At 59.8% G+C, this 26,259-nt stretch carries 24 protein-coding genes; 11 read left to right on the top strand and 13 right to left on the bottom strand.

From position 1 onward, the window contains the following. The first annotated feature begins 29 nt into the window (after positions 1-29). The 5 genes from GOX63_RS16570 to GOX63_RS16550 all read left to right on the top strand — a co-directional run bounded on the left by GOX63_RS16570 (position 30) and on the right by GOX63_RS16550 (position 5,846). A complete protein-coding gene (locus GOX63_RS16570; protein WP_170327824.1) occupies positions 30-866 on the top strand; it encodes a flagellar motor protein MotB in 837 nt (278 codons plus the stop codon). Between the two features lie 98 nt (positions 867-964). Then, the gene (locus tag GOX63_RS16565; RefSeq protein WP_170327825.1) at positions 965-2,260 is read left to right on the top strand and encodes a flagellar hook protein FlgE; all 1,296 of its coding nucleotides are present in this window, start codon (positions 965-967) and stop codon (positions 2,258-2,260) included. 33 nt (positions 2,261-2,293) lie between these two features. Beyond that, complete coding sequence (gene flgK / locus GOX63_RS16560; RefSeq protein WP_170327826.1) at positions 2,294-3,745, top strand: flagellar hook-associated protein FlgK; 1,452 nt, start codon at positions 2,294-2,296, stop codon at positions 3,743-3,745. 2 nt (positions 3,746-3,747) lie between these two features. Next, positions 3,748-4,755: a flagellin gene (locus GOX63_RS16555; protein WP_170327827.1), complete on the top strand. Its 1,008-nt coding sequence runs from the start codon at positions 3,748-3,750 to the stop codon at positions 4,753-4,755. Beyond that, on the top strand, positions 4,752-5,846 hold the full coding sequence (locus GOX63_RS16550) for a flagellar basal body P-ring protein FlgI (protein ID WP_170327828.1): 1,095 nt from the start codon (positions 4,752-4,754) through the stop codon (positions 5,844-5,846). The genes GOX63_RS16555 and GOX63_RS16550 overlap by 4 nt, the downstream gene beginning before the upstream one ends. Positions 5,847-5,884: 38 nt before the next feature. Here GOX63_RS16550 and GOX63_RS16545 read toward each other — a convergent pair whose 3' ends face one another. From GOX63_RS16545 to GOX63_RS16515, 7 genes are all read right to left on the bottom strand, one after another. Beyond that, positions 5,885-6,532 (bottom strand): DUF1523 family protein, encoded by a 648-nt coding sequence (locus GOX63_RS16545; protein WP_170327829.1) that lies wholly within the window; start codon positions 6,530-6,532, stop codon positions 5,885-5,887. Positions 6,533-6,543: 11 nt separating this feature from the next. Continuing rightward, the gene (locus GOX63_RS16540; protein ID WP_170327830.1) at positions 6,544-6,810 is read right to left on the bottom strand and encodes a hypothetical protein; all 267 of its coding nucleotides are present in this window, start codon (positions 6,808-6,810) and stop codon (positions 6,544-6,546) included. Continuing rightward, positions 6,811-8,148, bottom strand: a complete 1,338-nt coding sequence (locus GOX63_RS16535) for a DUF6638 family protein (RefSeq protein ID WP_170546469.1) — start codon at positions 8,146-8,148, stop codon at positions 6,811-6,813. It abuts the gene before it with no gap. Between the two features lie 30 nt (positions 8,149-8,178). Continuing rightward, positions 8,179-9,099: a restriction endonuclease gene (locus tag GOX63_RS16530; RefSeq protein WP_217356207.1), complete on the bottom strand. Its 921-nt coding sequence runs from the start codon at positions 9,097-9,099 to the stop codon at positions 8,179-8,181. Continuing rightward, positions 9,092-11,029 (bottom strand): AAA family ATPase, encoded by a 1,938-nt coding sequence (locus GOX63_RS16525; RefSeq protein ID WP_170546466.1) that lies wholly within the window; start codon positions 11,027-11,029, stop codon positions 9,092-9,094. The genes GOX63_RS16530 and GOX63_RS16525 overlap by 8 nt, the downstream gene beginning before the upstream one ends. A 22-nt stretch (positions 11,030-11,051) precedes the next feature. After that, positions 11,052-12,170 carry a hypothetical protein gene (locus GOX63_RS16520; RefSeq protein ID WP_170546463.1) on the bottom strand — a complete coding sequence of 373 codons (1,119 nt, stop codon included), beginning with the start codon at positions 12,168-12,170 and terminating at the stop codon, positions 11,052-11,054. Between the two features lie 337 nt (positions 12,171-12,507). After that, positions 12,508-13,587: a hypothetical protein gene (locus tag GOX63_RS16515; protein ID WP_170327834.1), complete on the bottom strand. Its 1,080-nt coding sequence runs from the start codon at positions 13,585-13,587 to the stop codon at positions 12,508-12,510. Between the two features lie 273 nt (positions 13,588-13,860). On the opposite strand from GOX63_RS16515, the gene GOX63_RS16510 reads away from it, so the two are divergent. The 4 genes from GOX63_RS16510 (at position 13,861) to GOX63_RS16495 (ending at position 18,753) form a co-directional block, all read left to right on the top strand. After that, positions 13,861-15,336 (top strand): NAD-dependent succinate-semialdehyde dehydrogenase, encoded by a 1,476-nt coding sequence (locus GOX63_RS16510; protein ID WP_170327835.1) that lies wholly within the window; start codon positions 13,861-13,863, stop codon positions 15,334-15,336. Positions 15,337-15,469: 133 nt separating this feature from the next. Beyond that, entirely contained in the window at positions 15,470-17,653 is a 2,184-nt protein-coding gene (locus GOX63_RS16505) for an esterase-like activity of phytase family protein (protein ID WP_170327836.1), read from the top strand. 201 nt (positions 17,654-17,854) lie between these two features. Beyond that, complete coding sequence (locus tag GOX63_RS16500) at positions 17,855-18,169, top strand: hypothetical protein (RefSeq protein WP_170327837.1); 315 nt, start codon at positions 17,855-17,857, stop codon at positions 18,167-18,169. Then, on the top strand, positions 18,166-18,753 hold the full coding sequence (locus GOX63_RS16495; RefSeq protein ID WP_170327838.1) for a hypothetical protein: 588 nt from the start codon (positions 18,166-18,168) through the stop codon (positions 18,751-18,753). Before GOX63_RS16500 ends, GOX63_RS16495 begins: the two co-directional genes overlap by 4 nt. Positions 18,754-18,873: 120 nt before the next feature. Here the strand turns inward: GOX63_RS16495 and GOX63_RS16490 are convergent, their stop codons facing one another. From GOX63_RS16490 to GOX63_RS16465, 6 genes are all read right to left on the bottom strand, one after another. Then, positions 18,874-19,341, bottom strand: a complete 468-nt coding sequence (locus GOX63_RS16490) for an Hsp20 family protein (RefSeq protein ID WP_170327839.1) — start codon at positions 19,339-19,341, stop codon at positions 18,874-18,876. Positions 19,342-19,463: 122 nt separating this feature from the next. Further along, on the bottom strand, positions 19,464-20,279 hold the full coding sequence (locus GOX63_RS16485; RefSeq protein WP_170546461.1) for a trypsin-like serine peptidase: 816 nt from the start codon (positions 20,277-20,279) through the stop codon (positions 19,464-19,466). Next, entirely contained in the window at positions 20,276-21,067 is a 792-nt protein-coding gene (locus GOX63_RS16480) for a trypsin-like serine peptidase (RefSeq protein WP_254435987.1), read from the bottom strand. Before GOX63_RS16480 ends, GOX63_RS16485 begins: the two co-directional genes overlap by 4 nt. A 118-nt stretch (positions 21,068-21,185) precedes the next feature. Continuing rightward, a complete protein-coding gene (gene glcF / locus GOX63_RS16475; protein ID WP_170546458.1) occupies positions 21,186-22,502 on the bottom strand; it encodes a glycolate oxidase subunit GlcF in 1,317 nt (438 codons plus the stop codon). Between the two features lie 4 nt (positions 22,503-22,506). Then, on the bottom strand, positions 22,507-23,607 hold the full coding sequence (locus GOX63_RS16470) for an FAD-binding protein (RefSeq protein ID WP_170546455.1): 1,101 nt from the start codon (positions 23,605-23,607) through the stop codon (positions 22,507-22,509). Between the two features lie 25 nt (positions 23,608-23,632). Continuing rightward, complete coding sequence (locus GOX63_RS16465) at positions 23,633-25,081, bottom strand: FAD-linked oxidase C-terminal domain-containing protein (protein ID WP_170327843.1); 1,449 nt, start codon at positions 25,079-25,081, stop codon at positions 23,633-23,635. 81 nt (positions 25,082-25,162) lie between these two features. On the opposite strand from GOX63_RS16465, the gene GOX63_RS16460 reads away from it, so the two are divergent. Together GOX63_RS16460 and GOX63_RS16455 are read left to right on the top strand one after the other, a co-directional pair. Continuing rightward, positions 25,163-25,873 (top strand): DUF599 domain-containing protein, encoded by a 711-nt coding sequence (locus tag GOX63_RS16460; RefSeq protein WP_170327844.1) that lies wholly within the window; start codon positions 25,163-25,165, stop codon positions 25,871-25,873. Between the two features lie 35 nt (positions 25,874-25,908). Next, complete coding sequence (locus tag GOX63_RS16455) at positions 25,909-26,256, top strand: hypothetical protein (protein WP_170327886.1); 348 nt, start codon at positions 25,909-25,911, stop codon at positions 26,254-26,256. The last annotated feature ends 3 nt before the right edge of the window (positions 26,257-26,259 follow it).

Below are 26,259 nucleotides of genomic sequence, written 5' to 3'. Positions count from 1 at the left end.
TGTAGTCGGGTGATAAAAAGGTGGTGGAGATGGGTGCGCAATCGAATGCGGCGCCAATCATCATCAAGAAGAAACGTGTGTCAGGTGGCGATGGCCACCACGGTGGCGCGTGGAAGGTCGCATATGCCGACTTTGTCACGGCCATGATGGCGTTCTTCATGTTGATGTGGCTGCTGAACGCAACGACCGAAAAACAACGCAAAGGGCTGGCGGATTACTTCTCGCCGACGATTCCGGTGAATCCGGTCTCAGGCGGCGGTGACGGGGCCTTTGGCGGCAATAACATGTTTTCAGAAAAGACAATGGTGATGGACGGCTCGGGGGCTGCGAAACGGCACCCCACGGTCGCCCGGCAGGCGCGTGGGTCGATCGGGGTTCATCCGGATGGTGGCAAAGAAGCGTCCGACGATTTCTCGACGCTCGAGGCCCAGCTGCTGGGGCATACCGGGGAAAGCATGGTCTCGGACAAAGTGCTAAAACACATCGTCACGCGCGTCACCGACGAAGGTCTGGTGGTTGAGCTGTTCGACACCGAGGATCAGCCGTTGTTCGAATCGGGTACGGATGAGCCGACAACAATGATGCGTGCGCTGGCATTGCTGGTGGCGCGGTCTTCGGATCTGGTGACCAATGACGTGGCGGTCGAGGGCCATGTCAGGGCCTCGCCCGTGGTTCTGGCGCGCGATCCGTCCTGGGATATCTCGACCTCACGCGCGCAGGTGGTGCGGCAACTGCTTGAAGATAAGGGGTTTACGACGAAGCGGCTGGATCGCGTAACCGGTCATGCCGACCGGGAATTGTCAGATGAAAATCCAATGGCAGTGCGTAACAACCGGATCGAAATCATCTTCCTGCGCGAGACCTGACAGCCAGAGGATAGACGGCATTTTACCTGTTAGCGCGCTGTTAAGGGGCAGTGCGTTAGCTGTTGCATCAAGGATTGACGCAACAGAAGGGCGTGCAAATGACGATTTCCTCCTCGCTGAATGCCGGTGTGGCCTCATTGAAGGCCAACGCCAACCGGCTGGCCACCATTTCGGACAACATCGCGAACTCTTCGACATTCGGCTACAAGCGGGTCGAAACGGATTTTCATTCGATGGTCACGTCGGGCCAGGGCGGCAGCTATTCGGCAGGCGGGGTCAGAACCACCAGTCAGCGCCTGATCGACCAGCGCGGATCGCTGGTGACCACCAACAACTCGACCGATCTGGCGGTGCGGGGCCGGGGCATGTTGCCGGTGCGCCCCAGCTCGCAGATCGCGGGCGGATCGAATGAGATGCAACTGACCACCACCGGATCGTTCCGCACCAATGAAGAAGGGTATCTGGTCACCGAATCCGGCCTTGTCCTGCTAGGCTGGCGGGCGAATCCGGACGGGACGATTCCGGCGGTGCCGCGGGACACCCCGGCGGCACTGGAACCCATCCAGCTGAGCGTCAATCAGCTGTCCGGCTCTCCGACCACGGCGATGAACCTGCGCATGAATCTGCCGGCAACGGCAACCGACGCCGGGGCACCGGGCGATACGCAGCCCCTGTCGGTTGAGTATTTCGACAACCTGGGCAAGTCCGAAAGCGTCGATATCGAGCTTGTGCCAACCGTTCCTGCAGCCGGCAGCAGCAATGAATGGACCATGATCCTGCGGGATTCCGCGTCCGGCGGGGCGGTGATCGGCGAATACACTCTGACCTTCACTGACAGCCGGACCGCCGGTGGCACGCTGGCAAGCGTTACGACTGTATCTGGCGGGGCTTATGACCCGACCACGGGCAGCCTTGTGGTGAACGTGGCCGGTGGCCCGATGGAGGTCAATATCGGCCAGATCGGCGACGCGGATGGCATCACGCAACTGTCTGACACCTTTGCGCCGGTATCGATCACGCGTGACGGCTCTGCCGTGGGCACGATGACCAGCGTTCAGGTGGATGAGAACGGCTATGTCTATGCGTTTTATGACACCGGTGTCAGCCGCCGCATGTTCCAGATTCCGCTCGCAGATGTACCCAACCCCAACGGATTGACCGCACTGGACAGCCAGACCTACGCGCCGTCCCGTGAAAGCGGCACCTTCTTCCTGTGGAACGCAGGCGAAGGGCCGACCGGCGATCTGGTGTCCTTTGCACGCGAGGAATCGACCACCGACATCGCGACCGAGCTGACCTCGCTGATTCAGACGCAACGCGCCTATTCGTCGAGCGCGACGGTGATCAAAACGGTCGACGAGATGCTGCAGGAAACCACCAACATCAAACGCTGATTTGGGTTTTAATCCGGAAAGGGGGGCTGTCCGATGAATATGACGACGGCATTCAACAACGCAGTAAGCGGTTTGACGGCCGCGGGCCGAGGCACGTCGGTTGTGTCGGACAATATCGCCAACGCGCTGACCCCCGGCTTTGCCCGCCGGTCGCTGGAGCTGACGACAAACACAATCTCGGGACATGGGGTGCGAACGGTTGGCGTAGTGCGCAACCAGGACCCGGTGCTGACCGCCAACCGACACGCCACCGACGCGGATCTGGCGTTCCAAACCGCCGTGTCCGGCTTTCACACTAGCGTTGAGGGTTTCATCGGTGCGGCCGACGATCTTTCATCGCTTGCCGCCCGGTTGGCAGATTTCGACAGCAGCCTGATCACAGCGGCCAGCCTGCCGGACTCATCCGAGCGGCTGGATCAGGTCGCCCGCTCCGGTCGCGATCTGGCCAACAGAATCAACTCTGCCTCCGAGGGCGTGAGGCAATTGCGATCGGACGCGGACCGCACCATTGGCAAGCATGTGGACAGCCTAAACCAAACTCTCAAGGATATCGAGAAGCTGAATGCCAGAATTCCCTCGGTCAAACACTCGGGCGGTGACATCGGGGCCTTGCTGGACCAACGGCAGGTTCTGATCGATCAGGTCAACGAATTGGTGCCAGTCAACGCGGTGCCGCGGGCCAACGACCAGGTCTCGCTGTACTCCGATGGAGGCCTGATCCTGCTGGAAGGCACGGCGGCGCAGTTTTCCTTTACCACCACCGGCGATACCAAACCCCATATGACGGTGGGAAACGGCCTGCTGTCGGGGTTGGAGATGAACGGCAACCCGATACGCACCAGTGGCGACACCGCCCAGATACGCGGCGGCGCGCTGATGGCCCAGTTCCAGATCCGCGATGAGCTGGCGGTTGAGGCACAGGCCAATCTGGACTCGGTCGCCCGGGACCTGATCGAACGATTCGAAACCCCTGGTCTGGACCCCACCGCACTGCCCACCGACGCAGGCCTGTTCACCGATGCCGGTAACCGGTTCGATGTAACGGCCCCAGCGGGACTGGCCTCGCGCATCAGTCTGAACGCGATTGTCGATCCCGACAATGGCGGCGACAGCTGGCGGCTGCGCGACGGGCTGGGTGCGGCGGCCCCCGGCGATCCGGGTGATGCAACACAGCTGCAGGCCCTTGGTGCCATTCTCAGCGATGCGCGCCCTGTCGCCGGTTCGCCTTTTGGCACCGGTGCCATGCGCGCTTCTGATCTGACCGAGGCGCTTTCGTCCAAGGCTGGCGCAAATGCCCACACGGCCAGCCAACGCCTGACCTTCGCCAACAGCGCCCAGCTGGAAATGGCGCGGATCGAGGCTGAGGACGGCGTCGACACGGATCAGGAGCTGCAGCGCCTGATGGAGATCGAGCAGGCCTATGCCGCCAACGCCCGGGTCATCTCGGTGGTGGATGAATTGATGAATACTCTGTTGAGGTTGTGATGATGAATTTGACGTCTATCGGTGATCTGGCGCGGGGCATGACATTGAAGACCCGCTCGACCGAACTGAAAACCCGGATCGAAACCCTGTCCTATGAGATGTCCACCGGCAAGGTTCAGGATGTGTCCGGGCGGCTGGATGGCGATTACTCGCACCTTCTGGATCTGGATCGCAGCCTGTCGCGGCTTGACGCCTATCGGGTGTCCGCGGCCGAGGCCGGGCTGTTTACCGATGCAATGCAGCTGAGCCTGACGACGATTGAAGACTCTGTCAGCGAATTCACCGCGTCCCTGCTGTCTTTTGGCACTTCGAACCAGGCGGTCAGCCACGAAAACGCATCAGTGCAGGCGCTCAACGAGCTGGACACGATCATGTCTGCGCTGAACACGCGCGCTGGCGGGCGCAGCCTGTATTCCGGCGTGGCCACGGATGTTTCCCCCCTGCCTTCGACCGACACGCTGCTGACTGCATTGGAGGCTGAGCTGACCGGGCACGCCACGGTGTCGGATATCCGGCAGGCGGCAGAAGATTGGTTCAACGATCCGGCCGGGTTTGACGCGATGATCTATCAAGGGTCAGACACCACTTTGGCGGCGATGCAAATCTCGGAAAATGAAAGTGTCCGTATTCCAATTACGGCAACGGATCCCGCGATCAAGGACGCGTTGCGCGGTATCGCCGTTGCGGCGCTGGTGTCGGACGACGCGCTGAACCTGCCGCGTGATCAGCGCACGGCGTTGTTCACGCAATTGGGCGTCGATCTGGCCAATACCCAGAATGATATCGTCAACCTGCGCGCACAAGTGGGATCGGCCGAGGCACGGATCGAACAGGCCACAACGCGCAACGGTGCCGCACAAACCAGCCTGGAATACAGCCGCAACAAACTGATTGCAGCGGACCCGTATGAAACCGCCGCGCAGCTTCAAACCGTGCAGTTCCAGTTGGAAAGCCTCTATTCCGTCACCGTTCGCAACGCGAACCTGTCGCTGGTGAATTTCCTGAGATGAGACTCCTTGTTTTCCTATTGATGATGCTGCCCGGGATCGCTTCAGCCGGTGCGATCCGCCTGAAGGACCTTGTGGATTTCGACGGAGTACGGGGCAATGATCTGGTGGGCTATGGTCTGGTTGTCGGGCTGAACGGCACCGGGGACGGGCTGCGCAACTCGCCCTTCACCGAGGAGATCATGTCGAACATCCTCGAACGGCTGGGCGTCAATGTGAACGGAGAGGATTTTCGCCCCAAAAACGTCGCGGCCGTGTTGGTGACCGCCAGCCTACCACCTTTTGCCCGGGTCGGTGGGCAGATCGACGTGACAGTGTCAGCCATCGGCGATTCCAAAAGTCTGTTGGGTGGCACCCTGATCATGACACCACTGAACGCGGCCGACGGGCAAATCTACGCTGTAGCGCAGGGCACGGTTCTGGCCGGTGGCGCCGTGGCCGAGGGCGAGGCTGCCTCGGTCGTGCAGGGGGTTCCGACCTCTGGCGTGATCCCGTCGGGTGCGCGGGTGGAACGCGAGATCGACTTTGATCTCTCGACACTAACGCAAATGCGGCTGGCCCTGCGCGAGCCCGATTTTACCACCGCCAGCCGTATCGAGGTTGCGATCAACACTGAATTCAACCGGGCGGTGGCGATCATGCGCGATTCCGGCACGGTCGAACTCAATATCGCAGCGACGCAGGCGATATCGACAGCGCACGCATTGGGCCGGATCGAGAACATTCTGGTCGAGCCCGAAACCAAGGCCCGTGTAGTGGTCGATCAGCGTTCGGGTACCATCGTCATGGGGCAAGAGGTTCGGATATCGCGCGTAGCGGTATCACAGGGCAATCTGACTCTGACGGTCGAAGAGTCGCCGATCGCGGTCCAGCCCAACCCGTTTGCCCGTGGAGAAACGGTTGTCGTCCCCCGCACATTCGCCGGGATAGAAGAGGAAGAAGGCACCGGACTGGCCGAAATCCCTGAAGCCACTACCCTTTCCGAGGTCGTGGCGGGCCTTAACGCGCTGGGCGTTTCGCCCCGCGACATGATCGACATTCTGAAGACGATCAAGGCCGCCGGGGCGCTGCATGCTGAGTTCGTGGTCAGATAACGAAAGCCACGGGGACATGGGTCAAACGACCCGCGCCGTCACTTGGATTTCCAGCTGTCCAACCAACGGCGAAAACCGTTGCGTTTCTCTTCAATCGCGTCGCCTGCTGCATAAAAGCCGTCCTCGACATTTTCCAGCATCGGGTCGATGCGGCGTTGTCGGAACCTGCGCCAGCGCACCCAGATCGCCCAGACGATGGCGAAGAACACCGTCAGGAAGATGATGTTGAACCAGGGGATCAGCCGCACATCGGGGCTGTCCACTGGGCGCACCGAAACCACGTTGGGAAAGATCGACATGAGCTGATTGCGCCAGCCATAGTGGCGTATCACCACCCATTGCGGGTCTGCGGCCGTCGACACGAGATTGGTCAACTCGGCCTGCAGGTTCGAGCTGTCGAGCTTGAAATAGGGCGGCCAGCCCCAGCCGGTATCCTCGTTGCGATACACGCGCGGCTTGCCGTTGGGGCGGAAGGTTTCGACAAAACGCACATCGCGGTTGGTGGTTTGAGCCCCTTCCTGACCGGTGTCCTGCTGTGCCCAGAAGATCGAATTCTCACCGAAATCGACCCGCCTCACCTCGGTTTTGACGATCCGCACCACATCCTGCTGCGGCAGCGTGTATTCCAGCACTGCGGCAACCAAGCCCCAGAAAACTATGATGAATACCCATTTGACATAGACCATCTATCCGGCCCTCACATAAAATTCGTAATATAGATCAGCAGGGCAATTGCCCCAAGCGGGACGACATAAACGCCCAGTAGCAGTTTCCTGCGAAAGGAGTTGTCGTATTTCTTCAACCCCCGCGCGACAAAGGCATCGCGATCGCCGGACAGCCCTTTCTTTTCCCAATGCGCAATCAGCTTGCGCCGTCGCACCAAGCGGGAATAGATCGACAGCCCGACATAGATCACCGTCAGAATGATCAGCAGTGGAATCAGAAAACGGATTGCAACGATCATTCAATTCCTCCCAACAGCGCCCCAGGGACCGACGCGCGCGATGATGTCATCGCTGACCCGGTCATTGCCGCTCATGCCAGGTTCATGGCCGAACAACGCGGCGCGAGCGCCTGCCTTGTCCACCTGATACTCGCGCGCGAGGAAGTCGGCAACATAGGCTTTCTTGGCCTCGGGCCAGGTGGAATAGGTATTGTAGAACAATTCCTTATGGCAGATGAACATCTGGCGCGGGTCCAGCGGGGCCAGTTCGGCCAGCAGCATGTTCACCAGATCGCGGTTGGGCGTATCAGAGGCCCGCATCGTATAGAAATAGGCCGGATGGTCCGAGGTGATGCGCGGCCACGGCCCGCCATCGCTGGCCCAGCGCAGCAATTGGGCAAGGCCGTGGAAGGCCTCGGGCAGGCGGTCGGCGTGGTTTCGCGCCAGACGGCGCATGTCGCTGCGGTCCAGCCCGGTCAGGTCCACGCCCGCGTCGGCGGCGGCGTGGACGGTCAGAAAGTCCATCTTCTGTTGCAAAACAGCAGCCGAGTTCACGCCGCGCGCCTCGATGATCGTCTCGACCAGATTGTTGTCGTTCAGGAAGGCCGCAATCCGATGCCGTTGTGAGGCGTCGAACACGTGCTCGATCGGCATGTCCTCGGGCCGGTCACCCATACTAATCGCGGCCGGGTAATCGAGATCGGGGAACAGGTAGAGCCCCCCGAAATGCGCGGTCCAGAAGTTGCGCTGATCAAACGCCGTATGGCGCAGGTGGACCGGGTTGCGGGTGACGTCGCCAGTTTCTCTGGCGGTTTCGATCATCTTGGCGATCAGCACATCGTCGAACCAGGCGTCCTCTTCGGTCTTGAACCGCTCGACCATGCCCGCAAGCTGCTCGGCCTTGCGCAGGGTGCCGCCTACCGTGTCGGCCTCGATCTCGATCTTGCGAAGGTTCAGCAGGTCGCGCGGTGTGGTGAGTTTGAAGACCGAGTTCACCAGCTCTCCGGCCACGGCATCGGTGGCGGTCAGGGCGAAAAGCTGCGCCTCGTTCATCTCGATGAATTCGCGCAGGATATCGCGTGAGGTCGAGAATTTGACGTTCAGCAGAGGCGCGCGTTTCTGCTCGGTCGTCAGCAGGATAAACTGCCGGTTGACCCCGTTGGGGTTGAGATAGAGCGGGTCGTCCAGCTCAATCCCTACCTCCGGCGAATAGCCCGAGATATCGACATGGAAATCCGTCAGCTCCGTGGTCTTGCCCGCCAGATGCTGCAGCGCGCGGTTATACCGCTCGACCAGAGCCGGGCTGGAGATGTGTACGAGGTTGCCGAACATCAGGCCTTTTTCGATGAGACGGATCACTAAGCAGACCTTCCTTCCATTTGTTTAATACTAAACGCTGGCAAAGAACTTCTCATCTATTGTGACCGCCTCAATCATTTCTGTCGCAACCCCAAGGTCATTTTCTTTGAGCAGATCACACAGGCGATCTCCATCGATTAGGTCAATCGCTGTCGCACCATCCCTTGTAGCTTCGTCCGAAGCTTGTGCGGTAAAATTGCCAGTCGTTATGAACAGCCCTTTGTCAGCTCGGCCCATCATCGCGCCCCTGAAGTCGCGAATTTCCGAAGACCCAACGCTTCCTTTGTAGCGTTTACACTGAAAGAACACCTGAAAAGAAACGAGGTTCACGCGAAGTACGCCAACGCCATCGATTCCACCATCACCGGATTTTCCTCGAACCTCGACTTTGGTGAAACCTGCTTCTCGAAGCAAACGCTGTGCTAAGCGCTCAAAGGCGTAAGGATCCATTTGCTTCAAAGTAGAGAGCAACCTGGATTTCCAGGTCTCTGTGTCGGGCGTCTCTTCTATCTTGCCACTCTGATCAGTAGGTGAAAACAATTCGGGCTCATCCCCGTTTTGTTGCTTTTTCTTCCGCCGCTCGCGAGCTCTAGCTTTTTCTTCCTCGTTCACCTGGTCGATTATTTTCTGAGTATCGCCAATCGTCTCAATCGTGCTCCCGAACTCAGTTAACGCCCAAATACCACGAGCGGAATTCTCGAGGGCCCCACCCTTCTTCAAGAAGGTTCGAGCCCAAGCCAGATAATAGTTCAATCGTGGTTGTCCCTGATTGGTTCCCGTCATCATGAAGGATTGTTCTTCCTCAGAAACACCTTCGATTTCGGCGACCTTCTCATCCAGTTCATAAATACTTGCTGAGCCACCTATCTGTTTCATGGCTTCGACGGTTACCAACATCATCCCGGACATTTCCGGGTAACCTTCGGCCTCAATAACAAATTTTCTATCCAATGTTCTTTCCTTCAATATACCGCCGCTTGGCCTCTTCCATCCGGCCCATCTCACGCACGGCGTTTTCGATGGCGACCTCGTCGCTTTTGTCGGCATAGCGGAACTCGCTGTCGGCGTAGCGGTTGATCTCTTGCAACACCATCTCGACCGTGATCGGCTGGCGCAGGTCCTCAATCATCGCTTTCTTGGTGTCGTAGTCGCGGAACAGGAACAGGTCGGGGTTCTCCATCCACTCGTCGGGCAGCTCGAAATCCATCGCGCGGACCTTGACCGCGTCGGTGATGTTCTTGATCGCGCGGCCGGTGAACCGCTCATCCGCCTGCTGGATCGCCTTGAGATAGGTGCCCAGCTTGGCAATCGTGTCCATCTGACCGATATCGCCGGAGACCCGGTCATAGACCTGCAGCAAGGCGTCCTCATGCGGGCGGGAATGACTTTCGAAACTGGCGGCGACGGCCTTCTTGATCTCTTGCGCGGCATAGGCGTCGTGCTCGCCCAGAGGGATATCGTGGTTGCGGCCCATCAGCAGATGCAGGATGTCGATGTAATCCTCGCGCGTCTGCGGCCCGTCCACCAGGAACCGCGCACCCGCCCGCTGGCGCAGGGCGTCGTCCACATTCTCGGGGTAGTTCGAGAACATGCCAAAGGTGCAGTTGCCGCGCACGACGGTGTTGGCGCCCGCAAAGCTCTCCATCAGAACGGCGGTAATTTCCAACTGCCCGGCCGAGGACTGCCGGTCGCCGCGTTTGCCCGCCAGTTGATCGATATCGTCGATGGTGCCGAAGCCGATGACCGAGGGGTCGACGATCGTGTTGATAAAGGCCTTGGCGTTCTGACCAGACTTGCCCTGATAGCTGTCGATATTGTCGGTGCTCAGGTTCTGATAGCGGAACGGATAGCCCGCGTTCTGACAATAGTCGTTGATCAGCCCGGCCATCATCTGGATCAGGGTGGTCTTGCCGGTCCCCGGCTTGCCGTCGCCCATGAAGGTGAAGATGAACCCGCCGAGTTCGGCAAACGGATTCAGGCGACGGTCGAAGTCATAGGCCATCATCATCTTGGCCAGCTTCATGGCCTGATACTTGGCAATATGGTTGCCGACCACTTCGTTCGGTTTCTTGAACGTCATGGTCAGGGTGGTGGACTTGGCATTTGAGGCCGGCTCAAACCCACGGATCGTCAGGTCGTCGGCCTCGATATGCCAGGCGGCTTTCTGAAACGGGGCCAGATGGCCTGCGGACTGAGCACGCAGGGCGGCCTTCTCCATCAGTTGCTCGGCATAGGCGCTGGTGGCGGCGATCAGATGCGCGTCGTCGGGGGCGTGTTTGGCCAACGTCTGGTCCAGCTCCCACAGCGCGCCATGCAGGGCGAGTTGGCCGTTGTCGGTCAGAACTTCTTCGATCTCACCGATATCGACGGTGGTCTCGCCCAGATGCGAGGACATCAGGTAAGCCAGTGCGTTGCCGAACGTGTGTAGCGTGATCAGAGCCTCAGCCGTCAGCAGTTCCGAGAATTCGGTCTTGCGGGCGGCAGGTAAGTCCCCGGCCAGATTGGCACGTTTGAGATCGGCCAGCGGGGTCTGTTCCGCATAAGCATCAGCAACGGCCAGAGCGATGGCGATGGCACGCCGAAGGGCTTGCTGCGTGGTGGCCTGGGGCGGTGAAACCAACGTATCGCCATCATCCGAGGCCTCAATCCGTTCGACCAGGTGCACGCCATCTGCGCGCACGGTGCGCCGTGTCACCAGCCCCGGCGTCGTGGACCGGAAGCGCCGCCCAGTCGACACCCCCGGCGACCGTTCAACGGCGGCTTCAACAGGTTTGGCGATCCTTGGCGCGTGCTCGAACCCGTTCAGCAAGGCGGTCGCCGCCGGATAGTGCTTACGAATATCGTCTTCACGCAATTCCATCTGATCTGACGTCAAACTCATTTCAAAATCGCCTTTGCTGTCTTCAATATCTCAACACCTGCCCGGTCTTGCTGACGACGAACTTGCGCACATCGGCGAACCCCGGCGGGTTGCGTTCGGCCAGCACCTGAAACGGGCGCTGGGGCAGGATGATCGACCGTTGGGTGCGGGTGGCCCCGGTCTCGGCCCCCTGCCCGCCGAACGGGTCCAAAGCGAACACTTCGCGCTCGACGGTCGAAAACCACCCGGCGCGTTCCTCGATCACCTCTTCGCTTTCCAGCTCTTCGGTGGTCCAGGCCAGCGCCCAGTCCTGACCTTCGGGCGCCTGCGCGTCCTCCAACACTTGCCGCAAAGGACCGGATTGCTCGGTATAGGCCGAGGAATACATCGGGCCCACATGGATGCGGCGCAGGTGTTTGGGGTGCAGGTCGTCGAAATCCTGATCGAACCCCTTGGCGATGGTCACCAGTTTCAACCCGCCCAGAGACTGCGCCATCAGATGCGCCTGCACCTCGGGCCAGCGGCGCTGATCCTTGGGCAGGGCAGTTTTGCCGCTGTCTTCCAACTGCATCAGGTAGATGACCGGCAGGTTGATCTGGCTGTCATAGACTGCCCAGTGGATCATGAACCTGCGCCGATCCCCCTCATTCCCGATCCAGTGGCATTCGGGATCGTTGCGGACCCAAAACAGCTGACCTTTCAGCAATTCCTCGTAATAGAGCCTTTGAGACAGCGCAAATTGCAGCTTGGTGGGGATTGCCTGATCACCAATGATCGTCCGCACCATGTCTGTTTTCAGGTCGTCTTCCGAGGGCATATTCGCCAGATGCACCTGCGCCTGCTGCGCGTCATTGGCCATGGTCAGCAACTCGGCTGCCACCGGAAAGCCGCTGTCGCGTTTGTCCATGGCGAGGCTGCCAAAGAACCGCCCGGTATCGCGCCCGACCAGCAGATATTTCATGCTGAGCGCGCGGAAGGTGTAAAGCAGCCCCGAAAGGTAGCGCGATACGATCCGCACCTCTTGTTTCGAGATCGCGCCCTCGGCCTCCATCGTCGCGGCCACGCGCAGGAGGTGGACGGTGATCACCTCGAATTTGCGGAAATAACGGCGCGAGGCGAAGGTGTCGGTCAGGCCGACATGGTCTTGGGTGGGGTTGGTCACTAGTAGAACCTCCAATCCAAGTCATGTTCTAGCCAACAAATTATGTTGGAAGCTTTGAGCTCAAGCTGCGGCCACCAATATCCCAGAAATCTGACAACCTTTGGGAAAAATACGACTGCAATCATCACGCAGTACGTGACGAAACCTCCTAGCCCGGCAATCGAAGCCACCCATTTTGCGCCAGAAAGCACTCCAACAAGCGCCAATATTGCGAATACCGCCACTACCGCGAACAGCCCAATGCAAATTCGGAACCACTTAGGTTTAAATCCCGGCTGCAGTTCTTTGACACTCTTGATTTTGATGGGCCGGTGGTCCTTCACATATCCAAAGAGCATCACCCACCATACAAATTCTTATCATGCTTCTCGACAATCGACGCGAATCGGCGGGCAAAGCGTTCGTCGGCCTTGGCCTTTTTCTCCAGCACGTCGCGGGCAAAGACCATGTGGTCCTCATGCGCCTCAAGCATGTCGGCCATCTTCTGGTTGGTCGCGGTGCCGATGGCGGCCATTGCCGTCTGCGCCTCTTGGTCGGTCTGCACGCCGATCTCGTTGATGCGGTGGGCCACGTCCTGTTGCTGCGCGGTTTTCAGCGATTTGGTCAGGGCATCGTACAGCACAACGCGCTGTTGCGTGTCTGTCTGCAGCTTGTTGATCAGCACCATCTGCGTCGCGGCCTGGTTCTGTAGCGAATCGACCCAGGTCTTGCCCTTTTCGATATAGCGCTCAAGCGTTTGCGACTTGGCCAGCTTGACCTGCTCTTCCTGAACCTTGGCGTTGTATTGCTTGTTCAGCTCGGCCAGTTCGGTCTCAAGCTGGGTGCGCGCGGCGGCGTCCTGTTCAACGCCGATTTTGTTTTCCAGCGTGATGATGGCCGGGTCCATGCCCTGAATCTCGGTCCGCAGCGCTTCCAGCTCGGCCACGGTGGCCTCACGGTCGTCCAGAGTGCCGGTCAGGTTGTCCTCGACCTTCACCCGCTGCTCTTCCAGCACGGACAACTGGCCTTCCAGCAGCTTCACGATCACGTCGGATTTGGCGATCAGGTCCTGCAGCTTGTCATCGATATTGGCGGTGCGCATCCGCTCCTGCCGCATCGATTCCGATTTCCCGCGCGAGAAGATGCCAACAAAGCTCTCCCACCCGGTTTTCGAGCGCATCTCGTCGAAATCCTTGGAAAACGCGTTGGTGACATCGTCCAGCCCCATGATCAGCTCGGCGATATTGGCGTTCATCACCTCAGTATGGGCGTGCACGTCCTCAAGCGTGGCATTTTCGATGTCGATATCCGCCTCGGCGGTGCCAATCTTGGCCCGCGCGGCGTCAATCCGCGAGGTCAGGCTTTCAATCTGCGACTGGCTTTCGCGGACTTTTGTCTGAGTTTCTTCGATCAAGGCGTCAAATTGATGGTTCGACATCTGCACTATCCCTTTTTTTTGTTTATTTACCCAATAAGATAGGGAATGTTACGATGCTTTACATCCCCTCGGGCCCAAAAATCATCCAGACTTTGGCAAACTCATCACGAAAAAGATAGCGCCATGATGCCGCCGTTTGCGATCTGTTGGGCTTCCGCAAAAACCGAACTTTTGATCAAATCTGGATTGATCCGCAGGGCACAGTGGACATAGACAATTCGGACCCCACCTGATTGGGTGCGCGTGAACCAAATTCCTGCCGGAGGCCGACCCATGCTGGATGCAACAACCGACCTGAAATCGATCCTGAAAAACCCCGATCTGCTGGTGACCAAAGCCTATATCGGCGGCCAGTGGGTGGATGGCGACAACGGCACCTTTGCCGTGACCAACCCGGCCCGCGGTGATGTGGTGGCCGAGGTCGCCGATGTCAGCCGGGCGCAAGTGGCGGGGGCCATTGCTCAGGCCGAAGTGGCACAAAAGGAATGGGCCAAGCTGACCGGCAAGGAACGTGCCGTGATTCTGCGCCGCTGGTACGACCTGATGATGGAAAACGCCGAGGACTTGGGCAAGATCCTGACCGCCGAACAGGGCAAACCGCTGGCCGAAGCCGTTGGCGAGATCGGTTATGGCGCGTCCTTCATCGAGTTCTTCGGCGAAGAGGCCAAGCGGGTCTATGGCGAGACCATTCCCGGCCACCAACGCGACAAGCGGATCATGGTGTTGAAACAGCCCATCGGGGTGGCGGCATCGATTACGCCGTGGAACTTTCCCAACGCGATGATCACCCGCAAGGCTGGGCCCGCTCTGGCCGCAGGTTGTGCCTTTGTCGCGCGCCCGGCGGCTGAAACACCACTGTCGGCTCTGGTTCTGGCGGCACTGGCCGAGCAGGCCGGTGTACCTGCGGGTGTGTTCAATGTGGTGCCGTCCTCGCAGGCCAGCGAGATCGGCAAGGAGTTCTGCGAAAACCCCGGCGTGCGCAAGCTGACCTTTACCGGCTCGACCGAAGTGGGGCGCATTCTGCTGCGGCAAGCGGCAGAGCAGGTGATGAAATGCTCGATGGAGCTGGGCGGCAACGCGCCGTTCATTGTATTCGACGACGCCGATCTGGATGCCGCTGTCGAAGGTGCGATGCTGTGCAAGTTCCGCAACAACGGCCAAACCTGCGTCTGCGCCAACCGCATCTATGTTCAGGCCGGGGTGTATGACGCATTCGCCGCCAAGCTGAAAGCCGCGGTCGAAGCGTTGAAGGTCGGCGACGGCCTGACCTCGGGCACCACGACCGGTCCGCTGATCAACGCCGATGCGGTCGCCAAAGTTGAAGAGCATATCAAGGACGTCACCGACAAAGGAGGGGCGGTTCTGACCGGCGGTCTGCCCCATGATCTGGGCGGAACCTTCTTCCAGCCGACCATCGTGACAGGTGTGACTCAGGACATGATGGTCGCGCAGGACGAAACCTTTGGCCCGCTGGCCCCGCTGTTCAAGTTCGAGGACGAGGATGACGTGATCGCCATGGCCAACGACACGATCTTTGGCCTGGCCTCCTACTTCTATGCCAAGGATCTGAGCCGCGTCTACAAAGTGGCCGAGGCGCTGGAATATGGCATCGTTGGCGTGAACACCGGCATCATCTCGACCGAGCTTGGGCCGTTCGGCGGCGTCAAGCAATCCGGCCTGGGCCGCGAAGGCAGCCATCACGGCATGGAGGACTATCTTGAGATGAAATACGTCTGCCTGTCGGTCTGATCCGATCCGGCCATCGCCTTCGGGCGGTGGCCGTTCTTAATGCGCTTGTCACCAAACTGAATCCAATCCGTCACAAAAGCGCAATCAACGACGGTCATCCCTCTCGCATCCAAGTAAAGGGGGATACCTACCAATGTCATTGCGCTTTGCCTGCCTGACATCTGCCCTTGCCCTGACCGCCGGTCAGGCTGTGGCAGAGATGAATTTCAACCGAATTGCGTCTTTCCCGGTCGTTAAGAACATGGCCGACGGGGCGGATACCACCCGTGAGACCTCGCCCGAGATCATTGCGGCGACCGCGGATGGCATGACGCTGGTTTACACCGACAGCCCACAGGGCGTGATTGGTATGGTCGACATCACCGACCCCGCAAACCCGGCACCTTTAGGCGCAATGGACGTGGGCGGTGAGCCGACATCCGTGGGCATCGTCGGCGCGACGGCTTTTGTGGGTGTGAACACATCGGAAAGCTATACCGCGCCGTCCGGCAAGCTGATCTCGGTCGATATTTCGGGCAAGGCTGAAACCGGTGCTTGCGATCTGGGCGGCCAGCCTGACAGCGTCGCCATCGCCCCGGATGGCAGCTTTGTCGCCGTTGCGATCGAGAACGAGCGTGACGAAGACCTGAATGATGGCATCATCCCGCAACTGCCCGCCGGGTCACTGGCTCTGGTGCCGCTGAAAGATGGCGCGCTGGATTGCGCGGGCATGAAGATGGCTTCGCTGACCGGTCTGGCCGAAGTTGCGCCCACCGATCCCGAGCCGGAATTCGTCGACATCAACAGCCTGGGCGAGACCGTCGTCACCTTGCAGGAAAACAACCACATTGCGGTTGTCGACAAGGACGGCAGCGTAGTCAGCCATTTATCGGCGGGCGCGGTGGATCTGGAAGGCATCGACGCCACGGATGAGCGCGGCGCGCTGATCTTCACCGAAAGCCAACCGGGCCGCCTGCGCGAGCCGGACGCGGTGAAATGGATCGACGACAACCATTTCGCCACCGCCAACGAAGGCGACTATGAGGGCGGTTCGCGCGGCTGGACGATCTTCCACAAGGACGGGACGGTTGTTTACGAAAACGGCACCGAGTTCGAGAAAGCCATCATCCAGATCGGCCACTACCCCGACAAACGCTCGGACAGCAAAGGCGTTGAGCCCGAAAGCGTGACCGCAGCCACCTTTGGCGGCACGCCGATGATCTTTGTCGGGGCCGAGCGCGCCTCGGTCGTGGGTGTCTATGACGCCACCGATCCGGCCAACCCGGTTCTGAAACAGCTGTTGCCTTCGGGCGTTGGCCCGGAAGGCTATGTGGCGATCCCGGAACGGAACCTGCTGATCTCGGCCAATGAAAAAGACCTGATCGAAGATGGCGGCCCGCGTGCACACGTGTCGATCTTTGAATATCAGGACGCCCCCGCCACCTATCCGCATCTGACCTCGGCCGGTGCGGATGAACTGATCGGATGGGGTGCCCTGTCCGGTCTGGTCGCGGACGAAGACGGCATGATCTACGCGGTCAACGACAGCTTCTACGGCTTCCAGCCCTCGATCTTCAAGATCGACCCCAGCCAGCAGCCCGCCCGCATCGTGGACGTGATCCGCATTCACCGCCAGGACGGCAACCCGGCGCAGAAGTTGGACCTTGAGGGCATCACACTGGACGGTAAGGGCGGTTTCTATGTCGCCTCCGAAGGCCGCACCGACCGCGTCATCCCGCACGCGATCTACCACGTCTCGGCTGAAGGCAAGATCAAGGATCGCAAGGGCGAGATCGGTCTGCCGCCGGAACTGATGGCGGTTGAGAAACGCTTTGGGTTCGAAGGCATCACCAAGGTTGGCGACACCCTGTGGATGGCCGTTCAGCGCGAATGGAAAGACGACCCGAAGAACCACGTGAAACTGGTCGCCTACGACCTGGACACCAAGGAATGGGGCGCCGTGCACTATCCCAAGGCAGACCCGGAAAAAGGCTGGGTCGGCCTGTCGGAAATCGTGGCCTTTGGTGATTACGTCTACGTCATCGAACGCGACAACCAGCATGACCATCGCGCGGTGACCAAGAAGATCTACCGCATTCCGCTGTCCGAGATGACTCCGGCCCCACTGGGTGGTCCCCTGCCCGTGGTCAGCAAGCAAGAGGTCCGCGACCTGCTGCCCGACCTGACCTCGACCGGCGGTTACGTTCTGGACAAGATCGAAGGTCTGGCCATCCTGCCCTCGGGTGAGGCGTTCGTGATGACCGACAATGACGGCGTCGACGATGCCTCGGGCGAGACGATGTTCTGGTCGATTGGGTCGGTGACGGCTGGAAACTAACTCACGTTAAAGCTGCAAAGAGCGTCGAAGTCCTGCGTCGACGCTCTTTGTCTGCCTGCGGTGCGGCAAAATTAGCAGCACCGTGTTTTTGATCTCTTTAAGTATTGAAACAGAAAGTTTTTCACCGGATATGCTGCCGCACATTCGTTTTGGCGGTCGTTGCGTGTGACGACCATCCTTGAAAATCAGAAAGAATCCCACATGAAAAAAGCTTCCTTCCTTGCCTTGTCAGTTCTGGCCGTTTCAGCCGCAGGATGTGCCGATTTCGATCCCAAATACTCTGACCTCAAAGAAGGTGCCACTAACGGTTTCCCGGAACTGGCGTTTCAGCTGGGCCGCGTCCGCGAAGATTGCGTCCTGCAGGCGTCAGACTGGGAACCTGTGTTTATCGAAAACCACATCACCTCGTCGCGCCGTGTGACAAACGCCCTGAATGGTATGAATCAGAACGGGCAGATCATCTACTTTCAGGATAAGCGCGTGATCGCTGTTACGGCGGCTTATTGCCAGAAATGACACCGTCTGGAAAAGCCAGGGCGGCCTGTCTTCTTGCCGCTCTGATGCTGGTGCTGGTGTCATGCACCAATGGTAAACAGGTCGCCGCGTATTATGCGCAAAGGTTCCCTCAGGGGCAGCTTGATACCGGTTATCTGAACCAGATTTCCTCAAGTACAGCCCGCGCCCGATATTACCTTGCCGGCAACACCGCGCGGTCGTTCAGCCCCGGGCACGGCACGCAGATCGAGTACACGGACACCAACGGCAATGCGTTTCTGTGGTATCCCGGGAATTCCCGGATCGTGGTGGGCAAATGGCGCACTCAGAACCGACAGGGAAACGTTGAGGTCTGTTTCCTCTATCCGCAGGACACGCTGAACCCGGTCACGCAGGAAGTTGGTGGAAACTGGGAGTGTATGGCGGCAAAAGCCGCGTTTGCTTTCGACTATGAACGCGTGCGTGGAAACCCGTTTGGACTGAAAGCCGGATCTGTTCCGGTCCCGATTGCCCGGCAGCAAAATGTCAGCTTTCTGGAGCTTCGCAGAGATTTCGGGATTGTTACGCCGATTCTGGAACGCCTGCCGACTCCGCGCAGTTTTTAACACCAGTCACGCCGCTGCGTTTTCGATCGGGAAAAACAACGCCCCGCGCCTGGAGGTGCGCGGGGCGTGCAGTCTGCGACAGTCCAGAGAGGCGGGACTGTCGCTTTGGAGTCAACGGCCTCAGTTCACGGCTTTGGCGTCGACCACGTCCTTTTCGATGGCCTTGGCCGAAGAAATCTCGATCCGGCGCGGCTTCAGGGCCTCAGGCACTTCGCGCTTCAGGTCGATGTTCAGCATACCGTTTTCATGGCTCGCGCCGGTGACGCGCACGTGATCGGCCAGCGCAAAGCGGCGCTCGAACGCGCGGGTGGCGATGCCACGGTGCAGGTAGCTGCGCTCTTTATCCTCGGCGGCTTTCTTGCCGGCGACGATCAGCGCGTTTTCCTTCACTTCGACCGACAGGTCATCTTCCGAAAAACCGGCGACGGCGACCGAAATGCGATAGGTGTCGGCATCGGTTTTTTCGATGTTGTAAGGCGGATAGCTGGGCTGAGCCACGTCGTTGGTCAGGACGCGGTCCATCATGTCGGCGATCTGGTCGAAGCCAATGGTGGCGCGGTGCAGCGGTGCAAAATCAAACGTACGCATATGTCATATCCTCATGTCTGAGCGATCTGTGTTTTGCCCTCCGTTCGGACGGGCGGTTCAGTATGCCGGGCCCCGTTTGCGGCGACCCGGTACAGTTCACATGGGGAGCATTTTGACCGAGTTCAAGACCCGCCGGAGGAGATGAATTTCGCGCCGGTACCGGACTTGCCCGACCCCACCTGCAAGCGGCGAATCGCGGCCTTGGGTTTTGGCGCATCACGGCGCAGGTCGGCCTTGAGTTCCGAAATGATTCCAGCCAGTTCCATCCCGAAACCGACCTTTTGCCGCCCGTCGGTTCCGACCGCGGAAACGACCGACAGAATCTGCCAGCGCGGGCCGTTCTGGGCCAGCAGCGCCGATCCGGATGAACCAAAGGTAATGTCGCAGTTGAAGGTGATCAGCCCCTGCCGCCGTTGCAGAATGCGGCAGGACCGTTCACGGGTGATCGCTTCGGATCGGCCGCGCCCGTATGAGGCAAGGCTGACCTCTTTTCCCGCCACGCCGCCGTTGAACAGCACAAAGGGATCAGCGACGGAATAAGGGATGGGCTGTTCCAACCGCATCAGGGCGACATCCGCCCGAACGGACGCGGCCGAAAGCTCGGGGTGTTTGAGGTAATCAGGATGCACCGCGATCTGGACAACTTTGCGGTCGGCCAGCGATTTGCCATAGCTCAGCCCAGCCCGAAAGGTCACTTCGCCCGGGGCATAGGCTTGGCCCGTTTTCTTGTCGATCGCGCAATGGGCCGCGGTCAGAACCAGATCCTGCGCAATCAGCGTGCCCGTACAGAATCCGCTCTTGCCGATGTCCAGACGGCCGATGGCTTCCCAGCCGAACAGGTCCTCGCGGTCGGTCAGTTCGCGCTTGTTGCTTTGGGCATGGGACGTGGTGGCAAAAAGCGACAGGCCCAGAAGAGCGCACAGCAGAAATCGTGTCATGGCTTGATGAACCTCGCGCCAATGTTTCTTTTGCGGCCCCCATTGGGTGTGTCTGCAAGAAATCCGCGACCGGCCGACAATTCAGCTTGCAACAGGGGCAACGACCCCTCGACCGCTGTGCCGACCGCGACCCGTTGACCGTTGAACTCTGCCTTGGCGGCCACCACCGACACGATGCGCGGGCGGTCACCGTCAAAGGAAAAGACCGGCGCACCGGATGAGCCGAACTCGACATCGCAGGACATCACCAGAACTTCGGATTGGCGGGTCATGACCGAGCAGACCTCTTGCAGTGACGGGGCCTCGGCCCGGTCGCGCGCATAGGACACAACACCGACTTCGGCCCCCCGGCGCGGCCGGTCGCCAGTTTCAAAGGGAATCACGGTGGTATTGCGTATCGGTTGCCACAACTCGATCAGGGCAATGTCATTGCCCAACCGCGCCGTTGGGGTTTCGCGGCTATAGCGATAATCCGGATGAATCACCGCCTGCCGCGCCGCTCGGTAGGCCGAGGCCCGACCCAAGCGCCATGCGGCCAGAAACTCGACCTCGGACAGATCGACCCGCTGGCCCGTCGCCTTGTCAAACAGGCAATGGGCGGCGGTCAGAACCAGAGTTGGAGAAATCAGCGTGCCAGTGCAGAACCCCGCACCGTTGATGTCCAGACGACCCACAGCCATCCACGCCCGCCCTGCATCGGTGGTATCCAGGCTTTTCAGCCCGCTGTCCTGCGCCATGGCGGTCATCGGCATCAATGCCAGCGCGATTGCCCTGATCCAGTTTCGCAAGCGGTTCTCCGGCGTTGCTGTTGGCTTACGTTCCTACGGCCCCGGTGGGGCGAAAATAGGGCGGCAACGCCGGATGCGGTTTCACCCGGAAACTGATGCACCGCTGCATCATTGACGTCTACCTGAGGATCGGAACCTCTGGCGCACGGTCATCTTGCAGGGCCCGCGGTTTGGGGCCGCCGGTTGCCCAGTCCAACAGCTCGACCGTGTGAAGAACAGGAACATCCGTGCCCGATCCGATCTGCATCATGCAGCCGATATTGCCCGCAGCGATCACATCGGGGTTCTTCGCCTCAAGCGTTCTGACCTTGCGCTGCTTTAACTGGCCCGAGATTTCAGGCTGCATCAGGTTATACGTGCCCGCGCTGCCACAGCACAGGTGGCTGTCAACAGGCTCTAACACAGCGTAACCTGCCTTTTTCAACAGGTCTTTGGGATGGGATTTGATCTTTTGTCCGTGCTGCAGGGAACAGGCCGCGTGGTAGGCGACGGTCAAACCCGCGTCGGTGCCTTCCGGCAAGTCCAACTGCACCAGCAGTTCGCTGACATCCATCGCAATACCCGACACCCGCGCCGCGTCCTCGGCCAAAGAATCATTGCGGAACATATGCCCGTAATCCTTAACCGTGGTGCCGCAGCCCGAGGTGTTGATGACGATGGCATCCAAACCGTCGCCATTCATCTCCGCCATCCACGCTCTGATATTGGCCTCTGCCGCTTTGTGGCTGTCCTGCACCTTGCCCATGTGATGGGTCAGCGCGCCACAACAGCCTGCGCCTTCGGCCACCACGACCTCGCACCCCAACCGTGTCAGAAGGCGGATCGTTGCATCGTTGATATCGGTGTTCAGCGCCTTTTGCGCGCAGCCCGTCATCAGCGCGACTCGCTTTTTATGCGACCCCTTTGGTGCAAAACTTTGCGGGTCGTCGTTGCGACTGACAGGCGGGATGTGTTTCGGCGCCATGTCCAGCATCGCCCGCAGCCGGGCATCGGGCATCAGGAACCGGAACGGGCGACCCAGCTTGGCCCCGATCAGCGCCCAGCGGAACCGCATCGGATAGGGCAGAATCTGCGCCAGCACCCAGCGTAGCGCGCGATCGGTGAAGGGGCGCTTGTAATTGGCCTCGATATATTCCCGCGCGTGGTCGACCAGATGCATGTAATGCACGCCCGACGGGCAGGTCGTCATGCAGGCCAGACAGGACAGGCAGCGGTCGATGTGCTTGACGGTCTTTTCGTCCGGCACACGCTCATTTTCCAGCATGTCCTTGATCAGGTAGATACGCCCGCGCGGGCTGTCCAGTTCATCCCCCAACACCTGATAGGTCGGGCATGTGGCGGTGCAGAACCCGCAATGCACACAGCTGCGCAGGATCTCATTCGAGCGCTGGATTGCAGGGTCTTGAAGCTGTTTTTCCGTGAACGTCGTCTGCATCGGCTTACCCCATCAGCCCCGGATTAAGGATACCCCGAGGATCAAAACGCGCCCGTAATCCTTTTGTTAGAGCCTCAATGCCGGAGGATTCAGGTTGAAACCGACCCAAGGCCTCGACTGTTTTTGCCTCTGTGCGCACCAGCGTCGCGTGACCTTCGAATACTCCTATCCGGGAACGCAAATCGGAGCCTTCGGGAACGCGCGCCCAGATCAGGCCTCCGCCCCAATCCAGCAGAGTCTGATCTGCTTCAAGCCGGGTCAAGATTTCAGGCGCATCGGTTGGCTTGACCGAAATCCGCCAGACATCACCCTCCTGCCCGTGAAACGGCCTGACATCGCGCAGATTCCGCCACAATTCGACAGGGTCCGAGACCTCGGTGATCTCGCCAAACCCCGAAAGCGTGAATTTCAACTGTTCTGTCCGATACGCCACTGAGTCCGAAAACCCCTCAACCCGCAACAGCGCCCGCCCGTCTTGCGGGTCATAAGCGGCCCCGCTGACTTCGAACGGAGATTTCAGCGCAGCAGACAGGGCCTGAACCGCATCCCCGGCATCCGCGACGTGAACACCTAGGGTCGCAACGGCCTCTGGCTTGGGCAGCACCTTCAGCGACACTTCGGTCAGAACTCCAAGCGTACCCCACGACCCGGCCATCAGCTTGACCAGATCGTACCCGGTCACGTTTTTCATCACCCGACCGCCATTCTTGATCACCTGCCCCATGCCATCGACATAGCGCACACCCAGCAGGAAGTCGCGGCAAGCCCCGGCCTGAATACGGCGCGGACCCGAGATATTGGCGGCCACAACACCACCAATGGTGGGCGTCCCGCTGGTGCCCAGCAGCCCGCGATGGTCTATCGGCTCGAACGCCAGTTGCTGCCCTTCGGCCTCCAAAGCAGCCTCAATCTCGGCCACGGGCGTGCCTGCCTGCGCCACCAGGGTCAGCGCGCCAGGTTCATAGAGGGTAATTCCGCTCAGCCCCGATGTCTCAAGCACCGCCTCCAGCCCATCCACCCCGCGCGTACCGCCGCCGACAATCCGCATCGGTTCGCTCAGCCCGGCCACCATCTCGGCCAGTTCGGCCTCTGTCTCAGGTTTCATCGCAAATCTTCTTTTTTAGAGCCTGTTATTCCGCAGCAATCCGTACATCCCGACGGGATTCGGACGCATCCAGAGGAAACACCTTGGCGGGGTTCAGCAGCCATTTGGGATCGAACACATCCTTGACGGCCATCTGCGCCTCAAGGTCCGCAGGCGTGTATTGATGTGACATGAGATCGCGCTTTTCGATGCCCACGCCATGCTCACCGGTCAGACAACCGCCGACATCGACGCAGAGTTTCAGGATATCGGCCCCGAACGCCTCACATTTTTCCAGATCACCGGGCTTGTTGGCATCGAACAGGATCAACGGGTGCATATTGCCGTCACCTGCATGGAACACGTTGCCCACGGGCAGGCCGTATTCCGCGCTTAGCTCACCGATCCGCCGCAGGACTTCAGGCAGCGAAGACACCGGGATCGTCCCATCCAGACACATGTAGTCGTTCATCTGACCCATCGCACCAAAGGCCGATTTGCGGCCCAGCCAGATCTTGGCGCTTTCCTCGGCCGACTGGCTTTCGCGCAACTCCACCGGGTTGTGGCGCCTGGCGATCTCGATGATTTTCGACAGTTGATCGTCGATCTCGGCTTCCGACCCTTCGACTTCGACAATCAAGAGAGCGTGGCAATCCGGATAACCCGCATGGGCAAAATTCTCGCAGGCTTTGATGCAGAGCGTGTCCATGAACTCAATCGCCACTGGCAGGATGCCCGATTTGATGATGTCGGACACGCATTGCCCAGCGACCTCGTTGTCATCGAAGCCCATCAGCACCGGCCGCGCCCCCTCGGGCTTGCGTAGGATGCGCAGCGTGGCTTCGGTCACCACACCCAGCTGCCCTTCAGATCCGCAGATGACGCCCAATAGGTCCAGCCCGCCGGCATCCAGATGCGCGCCGCCGATCTCGACCACGCTGCCATCCATCATCACCATTTTCACGCCCAGCAGGTTGTTGGTGGTCACGCCGTATTTCAGGCAATGCGCCCCACCCGAGTTCATCGCGATGTTGCCCGCAATCGCGCAAGCCAGTTGCGAAGACGGATCGGGGGCATAGAAAAAATCCTCTTCCTCGACCGCACCGGTCACGCTCAGGTTGGTGCGGCCGGTCTGAACGCGGATGAAGCGGTTATCGTAGTCGGTCTCCAGCACCTCATTCATCCGGGCGACGCCCAGAATGACACAATCCGCAGTGGGCAGCGCCCCGCCCGCCAGTGACGTGCCCGAGCCGCGCGGCACCACCGGCACGCCCTCGTCATGGCAGATGCGCAGCACGTCCGAGACCTCTTGCGTGTTCGACGGCAGCACTGCCAGCATCGGCGGGCAGCGATAGGCGGTCAGCGCGTCACATTCATAGGCGCGGGTTTCAGCCGGGTCATGGATCACGGCATCCTCAGGCAACACCTGCAACAGGCGCGACAGAACGGCCTGCTTGCGCGCCAAGATTTCGGGGTTTGGCCGGGGCATTTCCATCGCTTATCCTCCGTTTGGTAAAATAATATTACCAATTTACCTGTCTGGCAAGTTCTGATCTCTGACCCTACTGTCACCGACATGACATGGATCGACCGAGCCCTTTTATTCTCAACACTGGATTATGCCGCCGTACTGCTGTTGCTGGGCGCTTGGCAATGGATCGGCTGGCGGATCGAGCATCCCGCGCCACACAGACAATCGGTCGCGATGATGATGGACGACTTCCGGCGCGGCTGGATGCACGAGATGGTTACAAGGCAGCCCCGGATGTTCGATGCCCAAGTCGTAGCAGCGATGCGGCAGGGCAGTACCTTCTTTGCTTCGACCACCATGATTGCCATCGGGGGCGGGCTGGCATTGCTGGGAAACACCGAACGGCTGGCGGGCGTCGCCAGCGATCTGGCCATCGGCAGCGCCCCGGCACTGGTGTGGGAGATCAAGATACTGGTGGTTATCCTGTTTCTGGCCAATGCGTTCCTGAAATACGTCTGGGCGCATCGGTTGTTTGGATATTGCGCGGTGCTGATGGCTGCGGTCCCAAACGACCCCGAAGACCCGCAAGCCTATCCGCGCGCCGCACAAGCGGCCGAGATTTGCGTCACCGCCGCGCGCAGTTTCAATCGCGGCCTGCGCGCCACCTATTTCGCGCTGGCCTCGCTGGCGTGGATATTGGGGCCGCTTGCCCTGATACTCGGGACGGTCATCACTCTGGGCGTTCTCTACCGGCGCGAATTCGCATCCCATTCCCGCTCGGTGCTTTTGACCCTGCCGCCCAACACAGAGTCGTGATGACGCCGCCACGCGTCACCCCGTATGGTCGCCATATGCGATACCTGATTCTCAGCGCGTTTTTGGCCGCACCCGCCTTTGCCGATCCTGCCGTGATCGAGAATGTCTCGGCCCGTCAGAGTGGCGATACATGGCGATTCGACGTGACGATCCGCCATCCGGACACCGGCTGGGATCATTACGCCGACGGGTGGCGCGTGCTGGATATGGACGGCAATGAACTGGGAATGCGCGTGCTGCACCATCCGCACGAGACCGAGCAACCTTTTACCCGCTCGCTGAGTGGTGTGGTGATCCCCGAGGGTGCTACGCAAGTGCAGGTTCAGGCACGGTGCAATGTGGATGGTTGGAACGAAGGCACCACGGTGGTCGATCTGAACTGAAGC

It is taken from the genome of Ruegeria arenilitoris, assembly GCF_013031355.1.
Taxonomy (GTDB): domain Bacteria; phylum Pseudomonadota; class Alphaproteobacteria; order Rhodobacterales; family Rhodobacteraceae; genus Ruegeria; species Ruegeria arenilitoris_C.
The sequence above is the reverse complement of the archived record's forward strand: the minus strand, read 5'-3'. Positions and strand labels throughout refer to the sequence as shown.

What these genes read in the sequence shown, in the direction of transcription:
- GOX63_RS16455 (WP_170327886.1), top strand. Translation starts at nt 25,909, where the DNA reads ATGCGATACCTGATTCTCAGCGCGTTTTTGGCCGCACCCGCCTTTGCC.
- GOX63_RS16550 (WP_170327828.1), top strand. Translation starts at nt 4,752, where the DNA reads ATGAGACTCCTTGTTTTCCTATTGATGATGCTGCCCGGGATCGCTTCA.
- GOX63_RS16570 (WP_170327824.1), top strand. Translation starts at nt 30, where the DNA reads ATGGGTGCGCAATCGAATGCGGCGCCAATCATCATCAAGAAGAAACGT.
- GOX63_RS16510 (WP_170327835.1), top strand. Translation starts at nt 13,861, where the DNA reads ATGCTGGATGCAACAACCGACCTGAAATCGATCCTGAAAAACCCCGAT.
- flgK (WP_170327826.1), top strand. Translation starts at nt 2,294, where the DNA reads ATGAATATGACGACGGCATTCAACAACGCAGTAAGCGGTTTGACGGCC.
- GOX63_RS16500 (WP_170327837.1), top strand. Translation starts at nt 17,855, where the DNA reads ATGAAAAAAGCTTCCTTCCTTGCCTTGTCAGTTCTGGCCGTTTCAGCC.
- glcF (WP_170546458.1), bottom strand. Translation starts at nt 22,502, where the DNA reads ATGCAGACGACGTTCACGGAAAAACAGCTTCAAGACCCTGCAATCCAG.
- GOX63_RS16545 (WP_170327829.1), bottom strand. Translation starts at nt 6,532, where the DNA reads ATGGTCTATGTCAAATGGGTATTCATCATAGTTTTCTGGGGCTTGGTT.
- GOX63_RS16485 (WP_170546461.1), bottom strand. Translation starts at nt 20,279, where the DNA reads ATGACACGATTTCTGCTGTGCGCTCTTCTGGGCCTGTCGCTTTTTGCC.
- GOX63_RS16470 (WP_170546455.1), bottom strand. Translation starts at nt 23,607, where the DNA reads ATGAAACCTGAGACAGAGGCCGAACTGGCCGAGATGGTGGCCGGGCTG.
- GOX63_RS16525 (WP_170546466.1), bottom strand. Translation starts at nt 11,029, where the DNA reads ATGAGTTTGACGTCAGATCAGATGGAATTGCGTGAAGACGATATTCGT.
- GOX63_RS16495 (WP_170327838.1), top strand. Translation starts at nt 18,166, where the DNA reads ATGACACCGTCTGGAAAAGCCAGGGCGGCCTGTCTTCTTGCCGCTCTG.
- GOX63_RS16515 (WP_170327834.1), bottom strand. Translation starts at nt 13,587, where the DNA reads ATGTCGAACCATCAATTTGACGCCTTGATCGAAGAAACTCAGACAAAA.
- GOX63_RS16505 (WP_170327836.1), top strand. Translation starts at nt 15,470, where the DNA reads ATGTCATTGCGCTTTGCCTGCCTGACATCTGCCCTTGCCCTGACCGCC.
- GOX63_RS16465 (WP_170327843.1), bottom strand. Translation starts at nt 25,081, where the DNA reads ATGGAAATGCCCCGGCCAAACCCCGAAATCTTGGCGCGCAAGCAGGCC.
- GOX63_RS16555 (WP_170327827.1), top strand. Translation starts at nt 3,748, where the DNA reads ATGAATTTGACGTCTATCGGTGATCTGGCGCGGGGCATGACATTGAAG.
- GOX63_RS16460 (WP_170327844.1), top strand. Translation starts at nt 25,163, where the DNA reads ATGACATGGATCGACCGAGCCCTTTTATTCTCAACACTGGATTATGCC.
- GOX63_RS16540 (WP_170327830.1), bottom strand. Translation starts at nt 6,810, where the DNA reads ATGATCGTTGCAATCCGTTTTCTGATTCCACTGCTGATCATTCTGACG.
- GOX63_RS16565 (WP_170327825.1), top strand. Translation starts at nt 965, where the DNA reads ATGACGATTTCCTCCTCGCTGAATGCCGGTGTGGCCTCATTGAAGGCC.
- GOX63_RS16490 (WP_170327839.1), bottom strand. Translation starts at nt 19,341, where the DNA reads ATGCGTACGTTTGATTTTGCACCGCTGCACCGCGCCACCATTGGCTTC.